The 20180-nt window shown below is 46.6% G+C and carries 15 protein-coding genes and 3 pseudogenes; 12 read left to right on the top strand and 6 right to left on the bottom strand.

All coding sequences use genetic code 11. The features are described 5' to 3' along the window. Positions 1 to 442 precede the first annotated feature (442 nt). The 8 genes and pseudogenes from IYV58_RS02995 (at position 443) to IYV58_RS02960 (ending at position 10368) form a co-directional block, all read left to right on the top strand. Positions 443 to 1426 (top strand): DNA-methyltransferase, encoded by a 984-nt coding sequence (locus IYV58_RS02995; RefSeq protein WP_042780313.1) that lies wholly within the window; start codon positions 443 to 445, stop codon positions 1424 to 1426. A gap of 9 nt (positions 1427 to 1435) precedes the next feature. Next, positions 1436 to 3517 (top strand): ATP-binding protein, encoded by a 2082-nt coding sequence (locus IYV58_RS02990; RefSeq protein ID WP_000892298.1) that lies wholly within the window; start codon positions 1436 to 1438, stop codon positions 3515 to 3517. 1 nt (position 3518) lies between these two features. Next, positions 3519 to 4880, top strand: a complete 1362-nt coding sequence (locus IYV58_RS02985; RefSeq protein ID WP_000535973.1) for a DNA double-strand break repair nuclease NurA — start codon at positions 3519 to 3521, stop codon at positions 4878 to 4880. 290 nt (positions 4881 to 5170) lie between these two features. Further along, the gene (locus IYV58_RS02980; RefSeq protein WP_195729409.1) at positions 5171 to 6043 is read left to right on the top strand and encodes a phosphorothioated DNA-binding restriction endonuclease; all 873 of its coding nucleotides are present in this window, start codon (positions 5171 to 5173) and stop codon (positions 6041 to 6043) included. Positions 6044 to 6364: 321 nt separating this feature from the next. Continuing rightward, positions 6365 to 6658 (top strand): hypothetical protein, encoded by a 294-nt coding sequence (locus IYV58_RS02975; RefSeq protein WP_023247628.1) that lies wholly within the window; start codon positions 6365 to 6367, stop codon positions 6656 to 6658. An 85-nt stretch (positions 6659 to 6743) separates the two neighbouring features. Continuing rightward, positions 6744 to 7654, top strand: a pseudogene (locus tag IYV58_RS02970) (ArdC family protein). Between the two features lie 178 nt (positions 7655 to 7832). Beyond that, positions 7833 to 9452 (top strand): annotated as a pseudogene (gene mobH / locus IYV58_RS02965) (MobH family relaxase). Beyond that, positions 9442 to 10368 (top strand): tyrosine-type recombinase/integrase, encoded by a 927-nt coding sequence (locus IYV58_RS02960; RefSeq protein WP_195729408.1) that lies wholly within the window; start codon positions 9442 to 9444, stop codon positions 10366 to 10368. Before mobH ends, IYV58_RS02960 begins: the two are co-directional and overlap by 11 nt. A gap of 704 nt (positions 10369 to 11072) precedes the next feature. Here IYV58_RS02960 and IYV58_RS02955 read toward each other — a convergent pair. The 6 genes and pseudogenes from IYV58_RS02955 to IYV58_RS02935 all read right to left on the bottom strand — a co-directional run bounded on the left by IYV58_RS02955 (position 11073) and on the right by IYV58_RS02935 (position 14782). Then, positions 11073 to 13406: a primase-helicase zinc-binding domain-containing protein gene (locus IYV58_RS02955; RefSeq protein WP_195729407.1), complete on the bottom strand. Its 2334-nt coding sequence runs from the start codon at positions 13404 to 13406 to the stop codon at positions 11073 to 11075. 14 nt (positions 13407 to 13420) lie between these two features. Beyond that, entirely contained in the window at positions 13421 to 13741 is a 321-nt protein-coding gene (locus IYV58_RS02950; RefSeq protein ID WP_004098169.1) for a DUF5375 domain-containing protein, read from the bottom strand. Then, positions 13738 to 13965: a hypothetical protein gene (locus IYV58_RS02945; protein ID WP_004098168.1), complete on the bottom strand. Its 228-nt coding sequence runs from the start codon at positions 13963 to 13965 to the stop codon at positions 13738 to 13740. The genes IYV58_RS02950 and IYV58_RS02945 overlap by 4 nt, the downstream gene beginning before the upstream one ends. After that, the gene (locus IYV58_RS28465) at positions 13962 to 14156 is read right to left on the bottom strand and encodes a host cell division inhibitor Icd-like protein (RefSeq protein ID WP_265090822.1); all 195 of its coding nucleotides are present in this window, start codon (positions 14154 to 14156) and stop codon (positions 13962 to 13964) included. Before IYV58_RS28465 ends, IYV58_RS02945 begins: the two co-directional genes overlap by 4 nt. A 24-nt stretch (positions 14157 to 14180) precedes the next feature. Then, a pseudogene (locus IYV58_RS28460) lies at positions 14181 to 14399 on the bottom strand (ash family protein); the annotation flags it as partial. A 116-nt stretch (positions 14400 to 14515) separates the two neighbouring features. Continuing rightward, on the bottom strand, positions 14516 to 14782 hold the full coding sequence (locus tag IYV58_RS02935) for a helix-turn-helix transcriptional regulator (protein ID WP_195729405.1): 267 nt from the start codon (positions 14780 to 14782) through the stop codon (positions 14516 to 14518). Positions 14783 to 15342: 560 nt separating this feature from the next. On the opposite strand from IYV58_RS02935, the gene IYV58_RS02930 reads away from it, so the two are divergent. From IYV58_RS02930 to IYV58_RS02915, 4 genes are all read left to right on the top strand, one after another. Next, positions 15343 to 16080 carry a hypothetical protein gene (locus IYV58_RS02930; RefSeq protein ID WP_064173414.1) on the top strand — a complete coding sequence of 246 codons (738 nt, stop codon included), beginning with the start codon at positions 15343 to 15345 and terminating at the stop codon, positions 16078 to 16080. Next, a complete protein-coding gene (locus IYV58_RS02925; protein ID WP_023339332.1) occupies positions 16077 to 16322 on the top strand; it encodes an ogr/Delta-like zinc finger family protein in 246 nt (81 codons plus the stop codon). Before IYV58_RS02930 ends, IYV58_RS02925 begins: the two co-directional genes overlap by 4 nt. A 17-nt stretch (positions 16323 to 16339) precedes the next feature. Then, complete coding sequence (locus tag IYV58_RS02920; RefSeq protein WP_195729404.1) at positions 16340 to 16906, top strand: phage polarity suppression protein; 567 nt, start codon at positions 16340 to 16342, stop codon at positions 16904 to 16906. Between the two features lie 893 nt (positions 16907 to 17799). Beyond that, a complete protein-coding gene (locus tag IYV58_RS02915; RefSeq protein WP_142631144.1) occupies positions 17800 to 20163 on the top strand; it encodes an SIR2 family protein in 2364 nt (787 codons plus the stop codon). Positions 20164 to 20180: the final 17 nt, after the last annotated feature.

Here is a 20180-nt window from a genome sequence, read left to right as displayed (position 1 = left end):
AGTGTAATTAAGTGTCGCTTACCTTGAGAAAATGCATCGAGCATTTTTAGATACAAAACCGCCAAAAAGCCCATCAGGGCTCATTCCCAATGTCGTTTTTTCTTATCATCAATCGGCATTGGTTAATCAACAACCAGATAAACAACTAACTCTGTGATCTGTATAGATTAACACCGTTGAACATTTAACAAGTGTTGTTCATAATCCCTACGAAGGTCGGGGGAATGGCCATAAACCTCGGGGCGGTAGCGTGCTTTTTAACATACTAATATGATGGAAACTAAGAATGGTTTAGGTTATGATAAAAATCATTTAATTATAGCACGCTAGAAACTAATTTTTATTAGAACGTTAAAATTGATAATTTCAATTGAAGCATAACTCTTACTTAACCCCATAAATTAAAATTACGTGCTTCATAAACTATTAAGAAGATTTTACAATGCAAAATGAATTATATAGAACTAAAATGGGAAGATTATTTGTAGGGGACTCGGTATCCTTATCACAAAAATATCTTAACAGACATTATAAAAATAAATTCAACTTAATAATAACTTCGCCTCCGTTCCCTTTAAACAATAAAAAGAAGTATGGAAATCTACAAGGGGAGGCTTATTATGACTGGTTCATCTCCTTAGCTCCAATATTCTCAAACCTACTTACTGATGATGGTTCCTTAGTTATTGAGATCGGAAACTCATGGGAGTCTGGTAGACCCATACAATCACTCTTACATTTAGAGTGTTTACTAGGGTTGGTAAAAAATCCTAATTCTGATTTAAGGTTAATACAAGAGTTCATCTGTTATAACCCGTCAAGGCTTCCCTCCCCCGCTCAATGGGTTACAGTAAATAGAATTAGAACCGTTGATAGCTATACGCATGTATGGTGGATTTCAAAATCTGATTTTCCCAAGGCAAATAATGCTAAGGTTCTTCGACCATATTCGAAAGAAATGGAAAATTTGATTAAGCGAAAAAAATACAATGCAGGAAAGAGACCATCTGAACATGGCATAAGTCCCACTGCTTTTTTCCGAGATAATGGAGGTAGTATTCCACACAATCTATTTGAATTAGATGCGATTGATGCTTCCCGAGACGTAAGATTACCACACAATATTCTTAGTTATTCTAATACAACATCTAATGACTATTACTTTAAAAGATGTAGAGAAAAAAATATATCACCACATCCTGCACGAATGCACGGAGGGCTTATAAATTTCTTTATTGATTTTTTAACCGACGAGGGGGATTTGGTGCTTGATCCTTTTGCAGGAAGTAACACTACAGGATATTGTGCAGAAAAGTTGAATAGGCGCTGGATATCAATAGAGGCAAATAAGAGCTATGCTCTTGATTCTATGATTCGGTTTGAAGATCCAGAATTAAATACAAAGATAAAATTATTTGAGATATAGGATTATTTAATGCTTGAAAATAAAATTAAAGAAATCATGAATATTGATATATTCAAAGAGGGTAGAAAAGATGAGCTTTTCGTTGGTAGACCATTTTATTTAGACTACGAGAATGCTCAAATCTTAGTATCAGATGCCTGGAAACATAAAGTAAAAGGGATTCCGCAGGGGGCATTTTTACTAGCATTCTATGATGGAGAAGATGATGTGCAAGAAGCTCTCTTATTGAGGGCATTAACACCATCTAAATTACCAACGGATAATGACGTTGTGAGCTCCATGATTGAATATTATAAAGAAGGAACCGACATTAGCGGTTTAGCTGGAAGTTCAAACAAAAGTAAACTCGACGATTTTACAAGATATGAATTTAGCTTCTCTGGTCTACAATGTAGGGTTCTTGGTTCCTTTTATAAAATAAATCATCAAGTTAAAAACAATGCAGGATTGTCTTATAAGACTACAGTTGAATTTGGTGCTGATATTGAAAACTTTTATTCAGCTAATAATTATAGCGTATACAAAGCAACTGATGATGTACTGAAGAAAATTGTCAACCAGAGGGATGATAGTATTATTGCAGGGAATGAAAATGAATTCAAAATCGGTTATGTCAGATATAGCTCAAGCAGAAGGTTTCAGTCGAATCTGGAACATGTAGATGTTTACATTAGCCCAAAAGATTTTCTAGGAAAAAGAACTGCTCTTTTCGGAATGACAAGAACAGGGAAGTCAAATACAGTTAAAAAAATTATAGAAGCGACAGCTGAGATTTCTGGTAAATCACCTCATAAAGGAATTTTAAATAAGTCTACTGAGTTACCAGTCTTTACTAATGAAGGAGCACCGCAATATCCAGTGGGACAATTAATATTTGACATTAATGGTGAGTATGCCAACGCAAACCTTCAAGACGAAGGAACTGCTATTTTTGAATTATACCAAAATAATGTAGACAGATATTCAATTGAAGATAAAACAGACAAGGGTTTTAAAGTTCTGAAGGTTAATTTTTTTAATGAACTCCAAGCTGGTTTTAAATTAATTACTATTGGATTAAACGAACAATCTAGTAATTACATTAAGAGTTTCTGCACAATTGATTTATCTGAGCCTGATGGATATAGAAAAAATCATCAAGAAAGAACAAGTGACGAGAATCATGCAGCTATAGCCTATGATAAAAAAATTGCCATTTATAAATGTTGTCTTCACCAAGCGGGATTCCAACCACCGTCAGATAATTATATATTAAAATTTATGGGTGACACCAATACCATTAATAAAATAATTCCTGATCTAAAACCTCATAGCGGACTAACATTAGAGCAGGCTAGCCTCTGGTTCAGCACTATATTTGAAGCGATGGAAGATGATAGTCACAGAGAAAAATTTGAAACTTATAGAAAAAATAAAGAAAAAGATTTTTTTGATGAGGATATGAAAGCACTATTAGTTTTTCTTACGCGTAAATCTGCGCCAGGAAAACAAGCTACATATGGTGGATTTAGGCTATTAAGGCCATTTAAACAACTACATACACCATTGTCTAAAACATCATTTGAAGTAGAAATTCTAAAGTCTCTTCGAGGTGGAAGAATAGTAATTATAGATTTATCACAAGGTGACGAAAACATCAGAAACTTATATTCAGAAAAAATAACAAGAAAAATATTTGAAGATTCAATGGATAGGTTTACTAAAACTATTCCTAACAATCATATCCAATTTTACTTTGAAGAGGCTCACAATCTTTTTCCTAAAAAAGAGGATAAGAATCTTAGTGATATATATAATCGACTTGCAAAAGAGGGGGCAAAACTAAATCTAGGCATGTTATATGCAACACAAGAGGTTAGCTCAATAAGTTCAAATATACTTAAAAATACACAAAATTGGTTCATTGCACATCTTAATAATGAAGATGAACTTAAAGAATTAAGAAAATATTATGACTTTTCTGATTTTATTAACTCCCTTTTAAAGTTTAGCTCTGGAAATGATAAAGGTTTTGTAAGAATGAAAACTTATACTAATCCTTTTGTGGTCCCCGTCCAAATTGATAAATTTTTAGCCACGAAAGAGGCCTGATATGGGTTCGACAAGTAGAAGTAATAAACCCAATGAATGGGCTGCTAAAATAAATCACACCCATTTAATTAACGATAAATTCATACAAGATTTTTTGTCACAATGTAATTTACCAAAGAATCGATCTGAAATAGATAAAAAGGATCTTGAATATATATCTTCTTTAGTTACTACAGATAAAAATCCAATAAAATTCATCCTTGCTGTTGACGGAGGATATACCAATGTAGATGTGCAAAAAAACTTCCCAAGTGCTCAGTTTTCTTTTTTTCAATTCGGCGCAATAATGTTCAGCACTGAAGATCTAAAGAATTTATCAACAAAACCATATATATTCCCTGAGGATATGCAAAAACTGCATAATTTACAGAGATATAAGCTGGCATTACCAACTAAAAATATTATACTTGACTCCGCAGAATCACTTAAAAATTCAGTTAGAAAATCTATATATGATTTTTTCATGCAGGAACGGGAAAAAAACTCATTCATAGAAACATTGAAATGGTTCATTTTCGAGGAGTATTTAGCCACGCCAATTGATAGCTATAATCTTGCCAGCAATCCAAATCTAGATATTGGTACAGGGAAAATCACCCTATATAGGAAATCGATGAATTCTGACTATACCTTCGATTCACCTGACGGAAAGATTTATCTCACAGATGTATTTCGATTACATGAGGTTGTAGATGAAGAACAAGGGGCTGCTGGACTTCTTGGATATTTAACTAGAATTATCGAGCAATTTATTCTCATTCATTTCATTAAATTTATACTAAAATATCAACGCAGCCTTTTGAGTGAATTTTTATTTATTTCCGATGGGCCACTTAGCTTTTCAGGTCAAGGGGCAAATATGAATGCTCCAATGAGGAAACTCTGTAATTATCTTTATAACAATCACAATATTAATTTAGTTGGCATTGAAAAAAGTGGAGCTTTTGTAGACCATGCTTATGAAATATCAAAGGCTAAAGATAAAGACGCATTGATAAAACCAAGAGACATATTACTACTAAGCAATAAATATATATATAAATATATCATCCCAGGCGATCATACAAAAATGCATTATGGAAATACGTCCTATTACAGTGGGAAAGTCATATATATGACCAAGGATGAGCAAACTTTGGTTATAACAGTGCCAACTCCAAGTAAAGACTCTAACTTATGCCCTGCCAAGAGTGATTATTATAATCTTGATATTATACTTAGAAATGTTGAACTATTACGATGTAACATGTATGACAATTCAATTGTTCCAGTAGCAATTGCAAATAAACTAGTTTCTCTTGCAAACCATCCTAGCAAAATTTTACTCGAGAAATTTGCTACTACGAATATAGATGTTAAGTGAATTTTATCTGAAGAGATGGGAGATATTTCGTTAATAATTCTCCCTTCTTACTTTTCTAAATACAAAAAACTTTGATCATATAGTATGACTCGTGATTATATTCACATCTCGAAAAGTCACACCTATACAGTATATGATTGGTAAATGCTGTTAATAAACTAATGTACTATCCAGAGTTACAGGAATAAAAAATCGATTTCTCTCCCATCAACATGACGAGCCACAATTGAATTTCACCGCTTTTGCGAGCATGATCGCAATAACATCAGCCTGTTACTCGGTTCATTCCTATGATATCTCTCGAAGCGCTGCAATCGGCCATCTCCAACGTCTCTGTATGGCGTCAGGGTGACGTATGCGCGCCGCACAAGCCGTTGTTGCTGTTGTATGTGTTATCGCAGTACAAAGCAGGACACCCACGCCTGTTTAACTACGGCCAGGAGATCCACGAACCGCTCACTCGCCTGCTGAAAGAGTTTGGCCCCAAGCGGCGCACTGACTATCCCAATATGCCTTTCTGGCGGCTCAGAACTGACGGTTTTTGGGAAATCGCCAACGCAGAAGGTTGTAAACCCCGTAAAGGGAACACCCAGCCGACAAAAAAAGAGCTGATTGATAACCAGGTAGCGGGCGGCTTTGATGAAGCAGCTTACCAGCAGTTGCTGGCGCATCCGGAGATGATCGACCAACTGGCCCAGCAGATCCTGATAGATCGTTTCCCCGAGAGTATTCAGCGGATCCTCGCCAACCAACTGGGTTTGGATTTTATCGACCGTTCAAAGAACCGCGATCCGCGTTTCAGGGATATCGTGCTCCGGGCTTACCATTCGCGATGTGCTTTCTGCGGTTACGACCTACGGCTGGATGGTGCGCTGGTTGGTATTGAAGCAGCCCATATCCACTGGAAAACCTATGGTGGGCCATGTGTGGTAAACAACGGTCTGGCACTGTGTTCGCTGCACCACGATGCTTTTGATATGGGCGCATTCGGGCTGGATGAAAGCCTGACTATCCGCATCTCCGGCGGCGTCAGTCGTAGCCCGGTGGTGGACAACCTGTTCTGGCAACGGAACGGCCAACTGTTGCATCTTCCTCATGACACATCGCTGTGGCCCACTGAACAATACGTTGGCTGGCATCGTAAACAGATCTTCAAAGCCTGAGACAGTGGGCTTTGCAGGTATCATCGATTGCCCAATATGCTTTATCCCCTCCAGAGGATAAATTGCCTTTACCCCCTATAGCGGATAAATCACACACTAGGCTTGCTCTTGATTATTATTGATACCGTATTAATCTGTACGAAGTTTGACCCGCAACCAGAGCCTTCAGGTTGCCACCTTCCCGGTGAGGCTCGCCTTTTCGTCCGCTCCGTATCATCCTCGCGGACAGCGCTTAGCGCCTGATACATCCTCTACCCCACCATGCAGGGAACCCCTCCCTGCCGGGCGGTGTTTCTCTGCTTTCATCACTGGAGAAATACTATGCCTACTTCATCTTGCCCTGAAGCAAAATCCTTATCGTTGTCTGTCTCATCTGAGGCCTGGGAAAAGGTAGTCAGTTTTCCCCCCGATCCCTCTCAGGAAGACGACCGTCTCGAAAACCTGATTGTCGCCACCATGCTGACATTCAAAAGCGCAGGCCCGGACCGCAAGAGCATTAATTTCGGTCTGTACTGTTTGCCCTCTGACGGCAGCAGCAATGTACCGCTGATGACGCCGCTACGCTTAACCCTTGAAGATAACCACTTGTTGGTTACTGCCCTTCATACCTGCTGATTGCCTCAGCATCCTTCACTCCCCGTGCCGGGCGACTCCCGACCGGGAGCGCTGTACCCGGCTTCTTTATCATGAGGTTACGCTTATGAACAGAAGCAACGATCTTTACCAGAAAGTCACCGATGAAATTATCGCCGCGCTGGAGAAAGGCGTGATCCCCTGGGTTCGCCCGTGGCGGGAAGGGGAACCGGTGGTGCCGATGAATGCCCTGTCCGGGCGGTTTTATCACGGCATCAATATTCCCCTGCTCTGGAACAGCGCAGAACGACAGGGATATGAAAACGATCGCTGGCTGACCTTCACTCAAATTCGCAACGCGGGCGGTAACATCCGCAAAGGCGAAAGATCTACACTGGCCGTGTTTTATCTGCCCCAGCAGCGCGAAGTTGTGGACAGCAACGGAAATACGGTTCTTGATGCTGACGGCAACCCTAAAGTGACGTCTTACGCTGTAGTACGCGAGTTCCGGCTGTTCAACATTCAACAATGTGAAGGGCTGCCGGAGGCGTTTTCACAGCCTGTCGTGATGGTCGATGATCCTATCGCCGCCGCTGAGCAGGTTACCCGGCAAAGTGCGGTGGTGATCACTCACCGACGCCAGAACCGGGCGTATTACTCGCCGGGGCGCGACTGCATCATCATGCCGCATCCTGAACAGTTCACTTCGCGTGAGGATTATTACGGCACGCTGCTGCATGAACTGACGCACGCTACCGGACACGCTTCACGATTGAACCGGGACGGCATCACTGCCGGAAAGCATACCTTCGGCGATCCGACGTACAGTTTTGAAGAGCTGGTCGCCGAAATGGGAGCGGCTTTCCTGTGTGCTCACGTTGGCATCCAGTCGAAGCTACAGCATGACAGTTACATCGCATCGTGGCTGAAGGTGTTGCAGCAAGACAAAAAGCGATTTTCCGCGCCAGCGGTTTAGCGCGTAATGCCTGTGAATACCTGCTTGAACGGGCGCAGCAACCGTTAGCGCTGAGCGCATGACCTTCATATCAACGGCGGAGCATCCTGCTCTGCCGTTTTTCTCCACTCCAATAAATTTGCGCAACCCAATAAACAATTTCGCCCCAAATCTGACGGCACCAAAAGGCAAAATCCAAGGGGTGAAGGGGAAGAGAGTGAAGGGGTAACGGGCTTACCCGAAAAAGGGGAAAGGGCCATTATGCGGATATGGCTGACGCGCAAAAAGCAAAACACCACACCATCCACTGGCGAACCAGACGCCACGGAGGGATGGCTGCATCCTGAATCCGCGCAGACACTACTGGCTGAAACTACCCGCCCACAGCTGATCCAGTTTATTCGCCAGAGCACCGCGCTTCCCGCCTCGCTGTTTGAACGCTTCTGGTTAACGCCGCTCCACCGCTTTGCGGAACTGGCGCAGTTGTTCCCAGCCTCGGAAAACCACCACCATTCCCACGCAGGTGGCCTGCTCGATCATAGTCTCGAAGCCGCCTGCTATGCCGCACGACTGCGGCAGAGTTATCTTTTCCCGCCTGATGCAGCGCCGGAAGATCAGGCTGCTCAGTCCGAACGCTGGACAACGGTCATCATCTACGCCGCATTGCTGCACGATCTGGGCAAACTCATCACCGATATTGACGTGGAAGATGCCAGTGGGAAACGCTGGTTTCCATGGCATGGTCCGCTGATACAACCTTATCGGTTCCGCTATCTGTCGCAACGTGATTACCTGCGCCATCCGGCTGCGGTAGCTCTTCTGCTCACCCAACTTATCCCCCCGGAAAGCCTCGACTGGCTCGCCGCTGATTCTGCTGCATTATCCACTCTACTGCACTGCCTGAATGGACAATATCAGTATGCCGGGCTGGCGGGTGAACTGGTGCAGAAAGCCGACCGGGCGTCGGTAGCGTTTAATCTCGGCGGCGATCCGGTCAAGGCTATCCATCGTCCTCAAACCTCGCTGCCGCAGCAAATTATCACCGCCTTGCGCGACCTGCTGGCGCATGAGTTCCGACTCAACAACCCGAATGGCGGTTCTGACGGCTGGCTGACGGAAGAGGCGCTGTGGCTGGTCAGCAAGAACGCTGCCGATGCCGTGCGTGGCTGGCTTCTGCGTCAGGGAATTGATGCCGTGCCGCAGCATAATGTGCGGCTGTTCGACGAGATGCAGGCGCACCAGTTGCTTATTCCCTATGAGGACAAGGCCATCTGGCATTGCCAGATTGAGGCCAGCGGTGGCTGGAGCAGTGAACTTACACTACTGCGCTTTTCCCCTTCGCTGATTTGGGAAGATCCACAACAGCGGCCCGCAACATTCAGTGGAATCGTCACACCAATAGCGGGAGTCCAGAATGAGACAGAAGCAGTGATTGCAACGGACACGGTAGCAGAACAACCATCCCCCCTACCCGAACAGGACGATACCCCACTTTCAGGCGAAGCCTTCTGACAGTGGCTGGTTCGTAATGTTCAGGCTCAACATCTGGAAGTCAATGAACCTAACGCCCGAATCCATACCGTCGCCGGGTCGGTGTTTCTGGTGACGCCCGGTATTTTCAAACTCTGGCTTAGCACCTGCGGTCAGAATGTCCCTGAAGAATACTGGCGGGAGGTACAGAAGAAGTTCCAGAACCTGAATCTTCACCGAAAACAAAAAAACGGCCTCAACATCTGGCACTGCGCCGTTGTCGGCCCACGCCGTTGTTCACGTCTGAAGGGATATCTGCTTGACGATCCCACGCCGCTTTTTGGAGATGACGTTCCCTTTAATAACCCTCATCTCTTGCTCAATGAAGGAAGTCACTCAAATGACCTTTGAACAGATCCTGGAAGAGTATTTTTTTGCCCGCTTATTGCGACCTGACACCCAGAGCTGTTATCGCACGGCAGTAAATCAATTCACTCACTGGCGCAATGTGTTACCCGCCGAAGTGACGTCGCATATGGTGCTGGAGCGGCGTCATTACCTGCTAAATGTGCGCTGTATCAAGCCAGTAAGCTGGAATCACTATATGCGTCATATGCGAGCCTTGTATAGCTTCGCTATTGAACAAGGGCTGCTGGAACAATTTATCAATCCGTTCCAAAAAACATCACTGCGGGAATCTCGTAAGAAAAAGAAAACCCTGACCCGCGAGCAAATCGTCGCATCCCGCAAAGTACTTAACCAATTTATCGAACGGGAGAAAATGCAGCGCGGCTATCGTTCGCCTTTATATCCGGCATGGTTTTGGCTGACCGTGGTCGAAACCTTCAACTACACCGCTATCCGGCTGAATCAGCTTATTCACCTGCGAGTAAGGGATATCGATTTGGTCCATGACACGCTGTTTATTCAGATCGAAGGCAGTAAAAGCCATGATGAACATATTGTTCCCATTGCCTCCCGGCTGCGGCCCTATCTGGAGCATCTGCTTGAAGAAACGAAAACAAAGGGAATACGGGCTGACGATCAGTTGTTCAACATCAATCGTTTCAGTCGGAGGACGCTGCGCCAGGGTAAACCGATGACAGAAAATCAGGTGAGCTATTTCTTTGCCAAACTCAGCGATGCCTGCCACAGCCGTTTTTCATCACATCGCTACCGTCATACCGTTGCCACAGAATTGATGCAGAAACCGGAGCAAAATTTGTATGTCACGCAGAAACTACTCGGCCACCGCGATATTAAGTTGACGCTCAGCTATATTGAACACAATGTCGAGATGCTCAGAAGTTGCGTGGAGAGAGATTGACAAAACAGGGAGTGAGTGAAAAGATCCGGCCCGAGGCTTTATAAACAAAAAAAGCCGGAGATGCGGCCATTTTGTAGTTGCCGTCAACGTCCAGCTTCATTGTACAACGTATTGATTGTTGTAGGTTTTCCGATTATCACAATCGTTTTTGGTGCGAAGGCCGGACTCAAATCATGTCGTAACTTAATGAAATTAAACAGATAATATATAAATCATAAATTATATGCCCCCTTTTGTGCCCCCAACCATTTTTGCGACCATATCAAACTTAGCTGTTTGATATTACTATCTAATTAAAGACTAATGCCCCATTCGGTTAGGATCCGAAACCCGGATCCTAACCGGAACTCAAATACCATAAAAAAGTTTTTTTGCATTTAACTGTTCACACTGTTCACCTCCTTATTTTTCTTTTTAATATCATAATGATAGATGGTGATCAGTTGGTGAAGAGTGAACAGTCAACTCTTCACCTCAGCGCATCTCTGGCCTGTTTCCGGCGAACATCACCGCAATACGATGGTGATGAGGGGGGGGTAAAAAGTTTTTTTGGGTTTAACTGTTCACACTGTTCACCTTTGGTTTTTTATTAATACTTTCATAGTGATACAGGGTGAACATACGGTGAAGGGTGAACAGTGGATTGTTCACCCTTGAGGGAGGGGCAGATACAAAAAGACCGGCTGTTGCCGGTCTGAGACAGGTTAAGTCGCGGTGGGTTCGTCGCACTTCGGCAGCCAGTCGCCGTAGCTTTCTTCTTTCAGCGACAGGTTGGTTTGTATCCCCTGCTTGGTGTGCCGCTTCTCATAATTCATCCCGTACTCTTTCAGCATCATGGGCAGTCCCAGTCCGAACATTTTCAGGCTGAGCACATTCCTGTACCCGTTGGCCTCCATATAGGCCAGATACGCGTGATAGAGATATTTACGGTAATTACGCGGGATGATACTGGCATTCCCCATAAACATCCCGTTGGTCTGCGGCAGCGCCTCCAGATAGCCGCAAAAATCAAAGGTCGGGTCAGCGTCGCGTTTAATACTGAGCGCCTCATCGGAGTTCTGCTGCGACTGGAGCAGCGAACGGGCACTCATCGGGTCACTGAACTGCTGCATTAACTGGCGCACGATGACGGCCAGCTCGCGGGCGATTTTATCCCTGAGCTGCGGGTCGCGCTCCTCCGGGGCTATCTGCTCCGGGAAGTGGATAATCACCCGGCGACGTGACACGCCGCCGCTGCGGTCGGTGAAGCGCATCGGGTTATTGTTCACGGCCAGAATCACCGCTGGGATATGCGTTGAGTACGGGTTCTGGTATTTCGGGTCGACCGACACCGCATCGCCGCCGGTGATGGCCTTGAGCCCCGCACCGTCACCACTCCATTTCTCCTGGTCAGGCAGACGTATCAGCGAGAAGCCAATCAGGGAGGCACGCTTACGCGGGTCTTCCAGCGTGTCGATATTCGCCGATGTGGCGTTATCCTCTCCGGCCAGCATCGTGGCGATTTCGGCCAGAATACTTTTCCCGCTGCCACCGGGGCCGGTCACTTCGAGAAAGAGCTGCCAGTCGTAGCGGTTCGCCAGCACCATAAACAGCGCGGCCAGAATCACGTTACGTTTTGTCGGGTTGCCACTGGCCGCCCGGTCGAGCCACCGCCAGAAGCTCGGCGCGTGGGTTTCCAGCGTTTCCCCCTCTACCGGCGGGGTGAAATCCACGTCACACAGGGTGCGCAGCCAGTGTGATTTGCTGTGCGGGCTGAACAGACCGCTCTGGGTGTCGAGTACCCCGTTGCGAAAACCAATCAGACGGCGCGCCGGTGCCTCCTGCTGCGGAATAATCAGCTTCAGCGTCTCCACCACTGAGGTGATTCTCCCCGACGAGAACGGGGCGCGCAGGCGCTGGAAAAGCCCTGCTACGTCGCGTTCGAAATTGGACGGCTGAATGACTTTCCATATCCCTGCTTCATAACGGGACAGGAGCTGGCCGTTCGCATCCACCGCCAGCGCTTCGCCGTAATGCTCATGTACCCGCCAGGCCTTGTCGCTGGCGCTCATGGCGGTAAATTCCGCCTCGCTCATGGTATCAAACGGACTTTGCGCCGGTGGCCGGATGGCGTCATAAATCGCTTTCCGCGTGACCTCCTCGCCGTGCTGCATAAACGCATCATTCCAGTCGCCGAACACCGGCGGCAGGGCAACAACGCCCTCACAGGCGTCTGCGGCCACAGCGGCTTTACTCTGGCCGTCGCCGTTAAGGTCACGGTCGGCGGCGAGGACAATCTGACAGGCCGGGTGTTTCTGACGGGCCAGGCTCGCCAGAGAAAGGAGGTTCACGGACGACAGCGCCACCATGACGGTTTCGCCGGTCAGGTGATGCACGGTGAGCGCGGTCGCATAGCCCTCCGCTATCCACAGGCGTTTTCCCGCCTGTTTCTGTCCGTCGATGAGATGGCATGCCCCTTTCACCTGCCCGCCCTTCAGGGTGCGCTTGAGCCCCTCAGCATTAATAAGCTGGAGGTTAACCAGCGCGCCGGTTTCGTCATACAGCGGCACCACCACATCACCGGCGCGGTAGGCCACGCCGCCGGTTTTGTGAGACACGGTCAGCGTCAGACACTCCCGGGCGGGAAAGCCCTTGCGGGTCAGGTAGGCGTTGCCGGTGGCCGGGCGCGTTTTCTCCATCAGCCTGATGGCCAGCGCGGCCGCTGCTTTGCGGTCGGCCTCTGTTCCGGCCTCTGCGGCTGCTGCCACCTCCGGGGCCACCGGCGGCATATTGCCGGTGACGGCGTTCACCTTCCCGGCGGCCTCGGATGCCGATATGCCGAACACCTTCTCAACCAGTTTCAGGCCGTCACCGGCGCCGCACTGGTTACAGAACCATGTGCCACGCCCTTCTTTATCGTCAAAGCGGAACCGGTCCGCGCCGCCGCACACCGGGCAGGCCTGATGGCGGTTTTTTATCACTTTCATTCCCAGCGCCGGGAGAATGCGCGGCCAGTGGCCGCACGCCTGTTTTACGGTGTCCGTTACGTTCATTTTCATGGTGATTGTCTCCCTCAGTGCAGTACAGGCGATGTGATATGGCGGGCGCAGAGCTCATCCATCACGGCGAGCCCGAGGAAGGACAGAGACGGGGCGGCTTTCAGCGGCCCGGCCTCCATCAAATCTTCCAGTAATGCACAGGCAATCAGACGGCCTTTTTCCTCGCCGTGCTGACGCAGATAGAAGCCCTCCAGCTCGGCGGCGATGGCACTTTCCAGCGCGTCGAGGGTGAGGTGGGGATAGCGGTGCTGACGTTCGCACAGGGTCAGCCAGGCACAGGCGACAGCGCGGCGATACAGGGCAGCGCGCAATACGGGCGGTAATGGCGTTTTCATACGTTGCCCTCCCCGGTGAACCAGCGGTGGTTGCAGCGCTCGACCACGCCGTCGAGCTGGGCGGTCATCAGGTAAATCACGGAGGTGAGCTGTAACTGCTGAGTCGGGTCACGACGCAGGGAAGTACAGTCCTGCACCTGCATCAGCTCGCCGACGAACTGGCCGACGTTACGCAGGTGCTCCAGGCATTCAAGGTCTTTGACGGTGATAGCGGGCTGTTTCATGAGCGCACCTCCGCCACCGGCAGACGACCGGCAAACGAGAGGACGTAATCGCGGACGAGGGAAAGGCGTGCGGCGTGTTCATCCCCGGCGACGGCGCGGAGCATACAGATACGGGGCTGACGGTCTGCGCGACGAACGGCGGCAAACACAAAGACAAACTGCGGGTGTGACGGGGTGAGGATAGTAGCCATGATGGCAGCCTCCATTGAGTAGCGGTTATTGCCACCACCGGAGTTCCTACACTCATGGGTGGTGACCCGGACGGGGGTAGGAATACCGGCCTCAATGGGTACCGGCCAGCCCGAAGGCTGCCCCGCCCGGGCCACCATTATCTTGCCGGAACTGCGGTGCGTGCATAAACACCACAGCCCGAAAAATGGGTGTGCCTGAGCAACGACGTAAAAAAAGACGCATGGCGCGTCTGGTGTCGCCATTGAGTAACTCGGGTTCCTACGCCCGGCTGCCGATTTTGCGACAGCGATAAAACTATACCTGGAAACGGCGAAGGGAAGCAAGCCAGAAAAAGGGGCTTTTTGCGGAACGGGCATCATCATGCGTCATAGCCCCGGTTGCGTTCGGCGATACGGTCAGCCATCCACACGGTGATTTCCGACTGCGCCCACGCCACGTTTTTTCCGCCAAGGGAGATTTGTTTCGGGAAAGCCTCCCGGCTGATGAGATCGTAAATCGTGGAGCGGGACAGCCCGCACAGATGCATCACTTCAGGCAGGCGAATAAAGCGCTCCTGAACGGCATCAGAAACCGGCATCAGCGGCGCGGCAGGGGCAGAAGACGGGGAAGAAAAAGCGGTGTGCATCGGGCTACCTCATAAAGTCCATACAGTGCCGGTCGTGTCCGTCCGGCCTCGGGTAGCTCTCTATTTTGTGAATATTTTCTCTGAGGGCAACAAGTCATTTTGTGGTGTCTCACCACACAACAGGCTAATTTTTAATCAAAAAAAGGTGCTGGCCTATATTGGCCATTATTGACCGTTATTGGCCATTGTTGGCAAAGCGATTAATTACTAAATGGAATTTTAAATTAATTATTTATCCCAAATAATTCTAAGTATCTCAAAAACGGTCAGCGGTTAATAAATAGCCAGGGTGAACAGTGGTGAACAGACGGTGAACAGTCAACCCCTCAACTGTTCACCCTTTATATTACTGTATTACTTATATTTTTTCTTATGGTGAACAGTGGTGAATAGTTAATAGTAAAAAAACAAACGGTGAGTACGTTTTTCCTGAGACCTTTCTCTGGCAAGCCGTGTTTTGACGTCCTGTTTGTGCCAGCACTGCCACAACCGCAACAGGTCGTGTTGTTGTGTGTGCCCCGGCAGAATCACCTCATGTTGAAACCACGAGGAAACCTGCCATGACCGACACCACCTTTATCCCTGATTACCTGAAACCGGCGCTGGAGCGACTGGCCGCAGCCAGAGCGGCCCATCTTGAACAGGCCCGCCGGATGGAGGACACCCTGACGGCCATCACCCGCGCGGAGGAGCAGAAAGCAGAGCTGAAGCAGGACAACGGCAGCGATACCCGCACCTGGCGCGCCGCTTTCCGTGCCGGGGGCGCCATGCTGACCGATGAGCTGAAAAGCGGCCATATCGAGCGCGTGGCCCGTCGTGAGCTGGCTCAGGAATGTGACAACCTGACCGAAGTGCTGGCCTTTGAACGTGACCAGCTGAAAGTCGCCTGCAACAGCACCGCAAAGACATTCCGGCAGGCGCATCATGCTGTGCTGAGTAAATACGCTGAGGAAGAGCTTAACCGCGCGCTGAATGACACTCTCGGGCCACTGGTCCGGGCGATGGTGCTGAAAGCAGAGGTGATGGAAAATCCGCTCGCCAACACCACCGGCCATCAGGGCTACATCGAACCGGAGAAGGAGGTCATGCAGCAGGTGGTCACCTTCCTTACCGGGAAAGTGAGCGCCTTCTCCGTCACGCCAGCCGATGAGCCGGTGCTCTCCCTGACCGGCTTCCCGGCCGTCGCGCTTCCGCATATGGACCACGACGCCGCCAGCACGCCCGGCGAGCGTAAGGTCTGGCAGGAGAAAATGCGCCAGAGAGAGGCTGACCTGAAAGCGTGGGGGCTGCTGCCATGATGCACTGTCCGTTCTGCAAAAAGTCAGCGCATACCCGTACCTCCCGCTATCTGTCAGAGAACGTCAAACAGCGCTACCACCAGTGCACCAATATTGAGTGCTCGGCGACGTTCCGCACCACTGAAGCCATTGACGAGGTTATCCGTCCTCCGGCGGAGAAAACGCCGCCTGTCGCGGAGCCGGTCACACCTCCGGCCCCCCGTAAAGTGCAGGGCTGCTACAGCTCGCCATACCGCCATTAATCAGGGGAGAACTGACCATGACCGCCATTACGCTACAGCAGGCCTTTGAGGCCTGTCAGAATAACAAAACCGCCTGGCTGAACCGTAAAGCCGAACTGGCGGCCGCAGAGCAGGAATACCGCGAGCAGGTGCTGGCCGGGGATGAACGTATCCCGGCAGTCATGCAGGAACTGCGCGACATTATCGATGTTAAAAAATGGGAAATTAATCAGGCCGCCGGGCGCTATATCCGCTCTCATGAAGCGGTGCAGCGCATCAGTATCCGCAACCGGCTGAATGACTTTATGCAGGCACACGGTACTGAACTGGCGGCCACGCTCGCCCCGGAGCTGATGGGACTCAGCCAGCAGCCCGCACTCCTGACCGGCCATGCGCTCGACCGTTCGGCGCATTACCTGCGCGAAGCCCTGTCCGTGTGGCTGAGTACCGGTGAAGAAATTAATTATTCGGCAGAAGACAGCGATATTTTAACGGCCATCGGATTCAGGCCTGACGCGGCTTCGCGGGTGGATAATCAGGAAAAATACACCCCCGCACAGAGCCTGATTTATGCCCGCCGGCGCACGGAACTGGCCAGTAAGTAGCTCCGCAAAAAATCCCCGAAAATACCGCTATTTTTCCCGAATTAAGCCATGCATCCACAGGGTGCATGGTTTTGCATGCGTTTCCTCGCCTTGTTATTCCTGTCCGGCCCCTGTCCCGGCGCGGCCTGAGCCTGTCGATGCACCTGCATGAAAACCGCCCCACGAAGCGGGCAGGCGAGGCGGGGAAAACACTGCGCGCCAGCGGTAAAGTATTTATTTAATGATATTTAATTTGGCGGCCTGAGCGCGTCGCTGCGCTGTGCGGATTCGCGGGAGTGTCGGTGGGTGGCGCGTTGCTGTTCAGGGGCGTGCTGAGTTTCTGAGGCGGTCACGCGTGGAGACAGGAAAAGCCACCCTGAGCATGATTGAAAACTGCCATTTCGGCGTCCATTGTATCACTTCTAAAGCTGCTATTTCTCTGACATATTTGGGTATGCGGCAGCCTGAGCATCGCATTGCTCCTGCACGAAGCGTGCAGGCGAGGCGGGGAAAGCACTGCGCGCCTAAAGCCGTTTAAATTAATCTATTCAAGAATGTCGTCAAGACTCGCGCTTCCATTTGAATCATCTCTATGTGAAGGGCATCGAATACTTGGTTTGCATATGTTCGCTATGTTTAGAATCGCGCTGCCAAGCATAGTCATCAAGCTAACTTGATTTGGATATATTCATAAATCAGCATATCGCGCTACTTTTGTAGTAGTTACAGCGTGAAAATAGCGCCCAAACAAATAGAAATAGTGATCATAATTACAAATTGAAATAATACAAAACGCATTTAAATTATTGCTATTGTAAATCTCAATGTTTGATCATATCTTCAATATGACATTTATAATAGTTTATTTATTTCGATTTATCATTCATCAAACAAATTAAAACTCGAGAAATAAAATGGAAATACTAAACGTCAACTCTCAAGAATTTAAAAATATTTTGACCGCTTGTTTTTCTGGTGGCGGAATAATTCCTGTCATAGGTGCCGGATTTTCAAAAGGCAGCGAAGCTTTTAATGGGAAGGTCCCTGATGGCAATGCCTTAATACAAATGATGTTATACACATTAAAAAAAGCGGGGGTACTAGAACCGGAGAAGATAGAAAAAATAAAAAGCATGGGCTTTAAAGCCATATCAAGATATTACCTTAATGAAAAGTATGTACCCAGAAGTTACTTTGTTGAAGATATAAGAAATAATTTCACACAAGTGAATATATCTGGCGTCAGAAGAACATTTCTTAAACAAAACTGGAAATACATCTACACTTTAAATATTGACGATGGTATCGAGCGGGCTAATAGAAACATAACCAAGGTACTACCATACAAAGAGCTTGATAAAAAGGCTCAAGATATTAACTTGCTATATAAAATACATGGATGTGCCAACGAAGAAACTTTATACAAAGAGGAAAGCAGTTTAATTTTTTCGGAAAAGCAATACATTAGGAGCCTAACAAAGAATGATCATATTTTAACCGCTCTTAAAAATGACATTCTTGAGAGTAATCTCTTATACCTTGGATGCAGTTTGGATAGAGAACTGGATATCATGTATGCGGTATCAGGGGTAACGGAAGATAATTTAATAAACTCTAAACGAATCTATGTTACTAAAGACGATATCGACGAAGTTGAAATAGATACACTGGCAGAATATGGGATTAATGTCATTTGTAGACTTAATGACTATGATGATATTTATCATTTAGTAAATGAGTGTCTTGCACTAGCTGATAATAACAGCGGTGCTTCTCTCCAAAAATATCAGTCTGAAAGCATGCAGCTCATCCCCTCAGATAAAAACATGAATATTAAATTCATGTTACAAGGAGAAGGAGATGAGAATGGTAGCCAAAAATATTTTTCAATCCCTTCATATATAATAGAGCGTTCTCGGGAAAAAGATATTTCAAAAGGGATAGCTGAGAACACAGTTATTGTTATCAAGGGACGAAGATTTTCCGGTAAAACGCTACTATTAAAAAACCTATCTATAAAAATAAAAAACAAAAAAAGCTACTATTTCCCTTCCGTAACATCTTTAAATATAGATGATATAAAAAGGATGTGCTCATTAAAGAATTCAATTTACTTTATTGATAGTAATGTAATTACGTATCAAGAAGCCGCTGTGATTAGAACAGCTATCCCAGATTTGTTAAAAAACAACACCTCTTTTGTAATTGCATGTAATTCCACAGAAGTTGACATAGCTAATACATTTTCAACTTTTGATATCGAAAATAATTTCTTCGAACTACCTAATTTTCTCAATAACGTAGAGATGATCGCATTAAATCGCAATCTATCTTCATTAGGTATCGTTGAGTGGAGAGAAAAAACAAACATACTTGAAAGCACATTCAAAACAGCAAATATCTACCCACAGATCAAACAAAAAATTTATTTAAAAAAAGAATGCACACCAACTGATTTCAAGTGCTTAGTTTTACTAGCCATACTTGATAAAGTATATATCTCTTTGAGTAGACTTATAAATATCGGCAACAAAGAAGCACAGGACTTTGCTATTAAATACACACCAATCATTGAGTTAATGCCAACAAACGAATTAGAGGTGAATCATAAATCTCGATTTAAAATAGTTTCAAACTCAAGATCATGGTTGTTGGAAGAAATAAATCAGCAATTTATTACCTTAGGGTATGATTCTACAAAAGAGATTTTACTTGAAGTTATCAAAACATTATTAAATAACAAACAGCATGAAGACACAGGAAAAAAAATGATAATGTTTGACACTATAAATTTATTATTCTCACGAAAAAAAGGTGCCGGCAGATTAATAATAAAATTATATGAGGATTTACAACCTATCCTTAGCCATGAGCCAGACTATTGGTTACAAAGAGCAAAGGCCATGGGCAAAGTATTGAAAGGTGAACGTAATCTTCGAGAAGCAATTGATTTTGCGAAAAAAGCATATGAAGATGGTAAAAGGGATAAAACTATATTAAATGCGGAATTTACCTTAGCGAACCTACATGGCAAAATCTGTGAAAATACAAATTTCACAGATAAGGGCCTGATAAGTGATGCATTGTACTGGTATAACTCTGCAATCAGAAATAATGATTATAATCCCAAATATATCAATTCTATGCTTGAGAATACCCATGGAAAAAGAGGATATTTATATACCTTATGCAGAAATATAATAAGGTTAAATTTAAAGTTATCTAGTGAAGAAAAAATGATGTTTAACAGAATCATGCAATTCATAGCGGTTAGATAATATTTGCGAGGCCCTTA

Origin of the sequence: Klebsiella sp. BDA134-6 (assembly GCF_015601345.1) — a bacterium.
Taxonomy (GTDB): Bacteria; Pseudomonadota; Gammaproteobacteria; order Enterobacterales; family Enterobacteriaceae; genus Klebsiella; species Klebsiella grimontii.
Note: the sequence above shows the minus strand (reverse complement) of the source record. Positions and strands in the feature narration are given on the sequence as shown.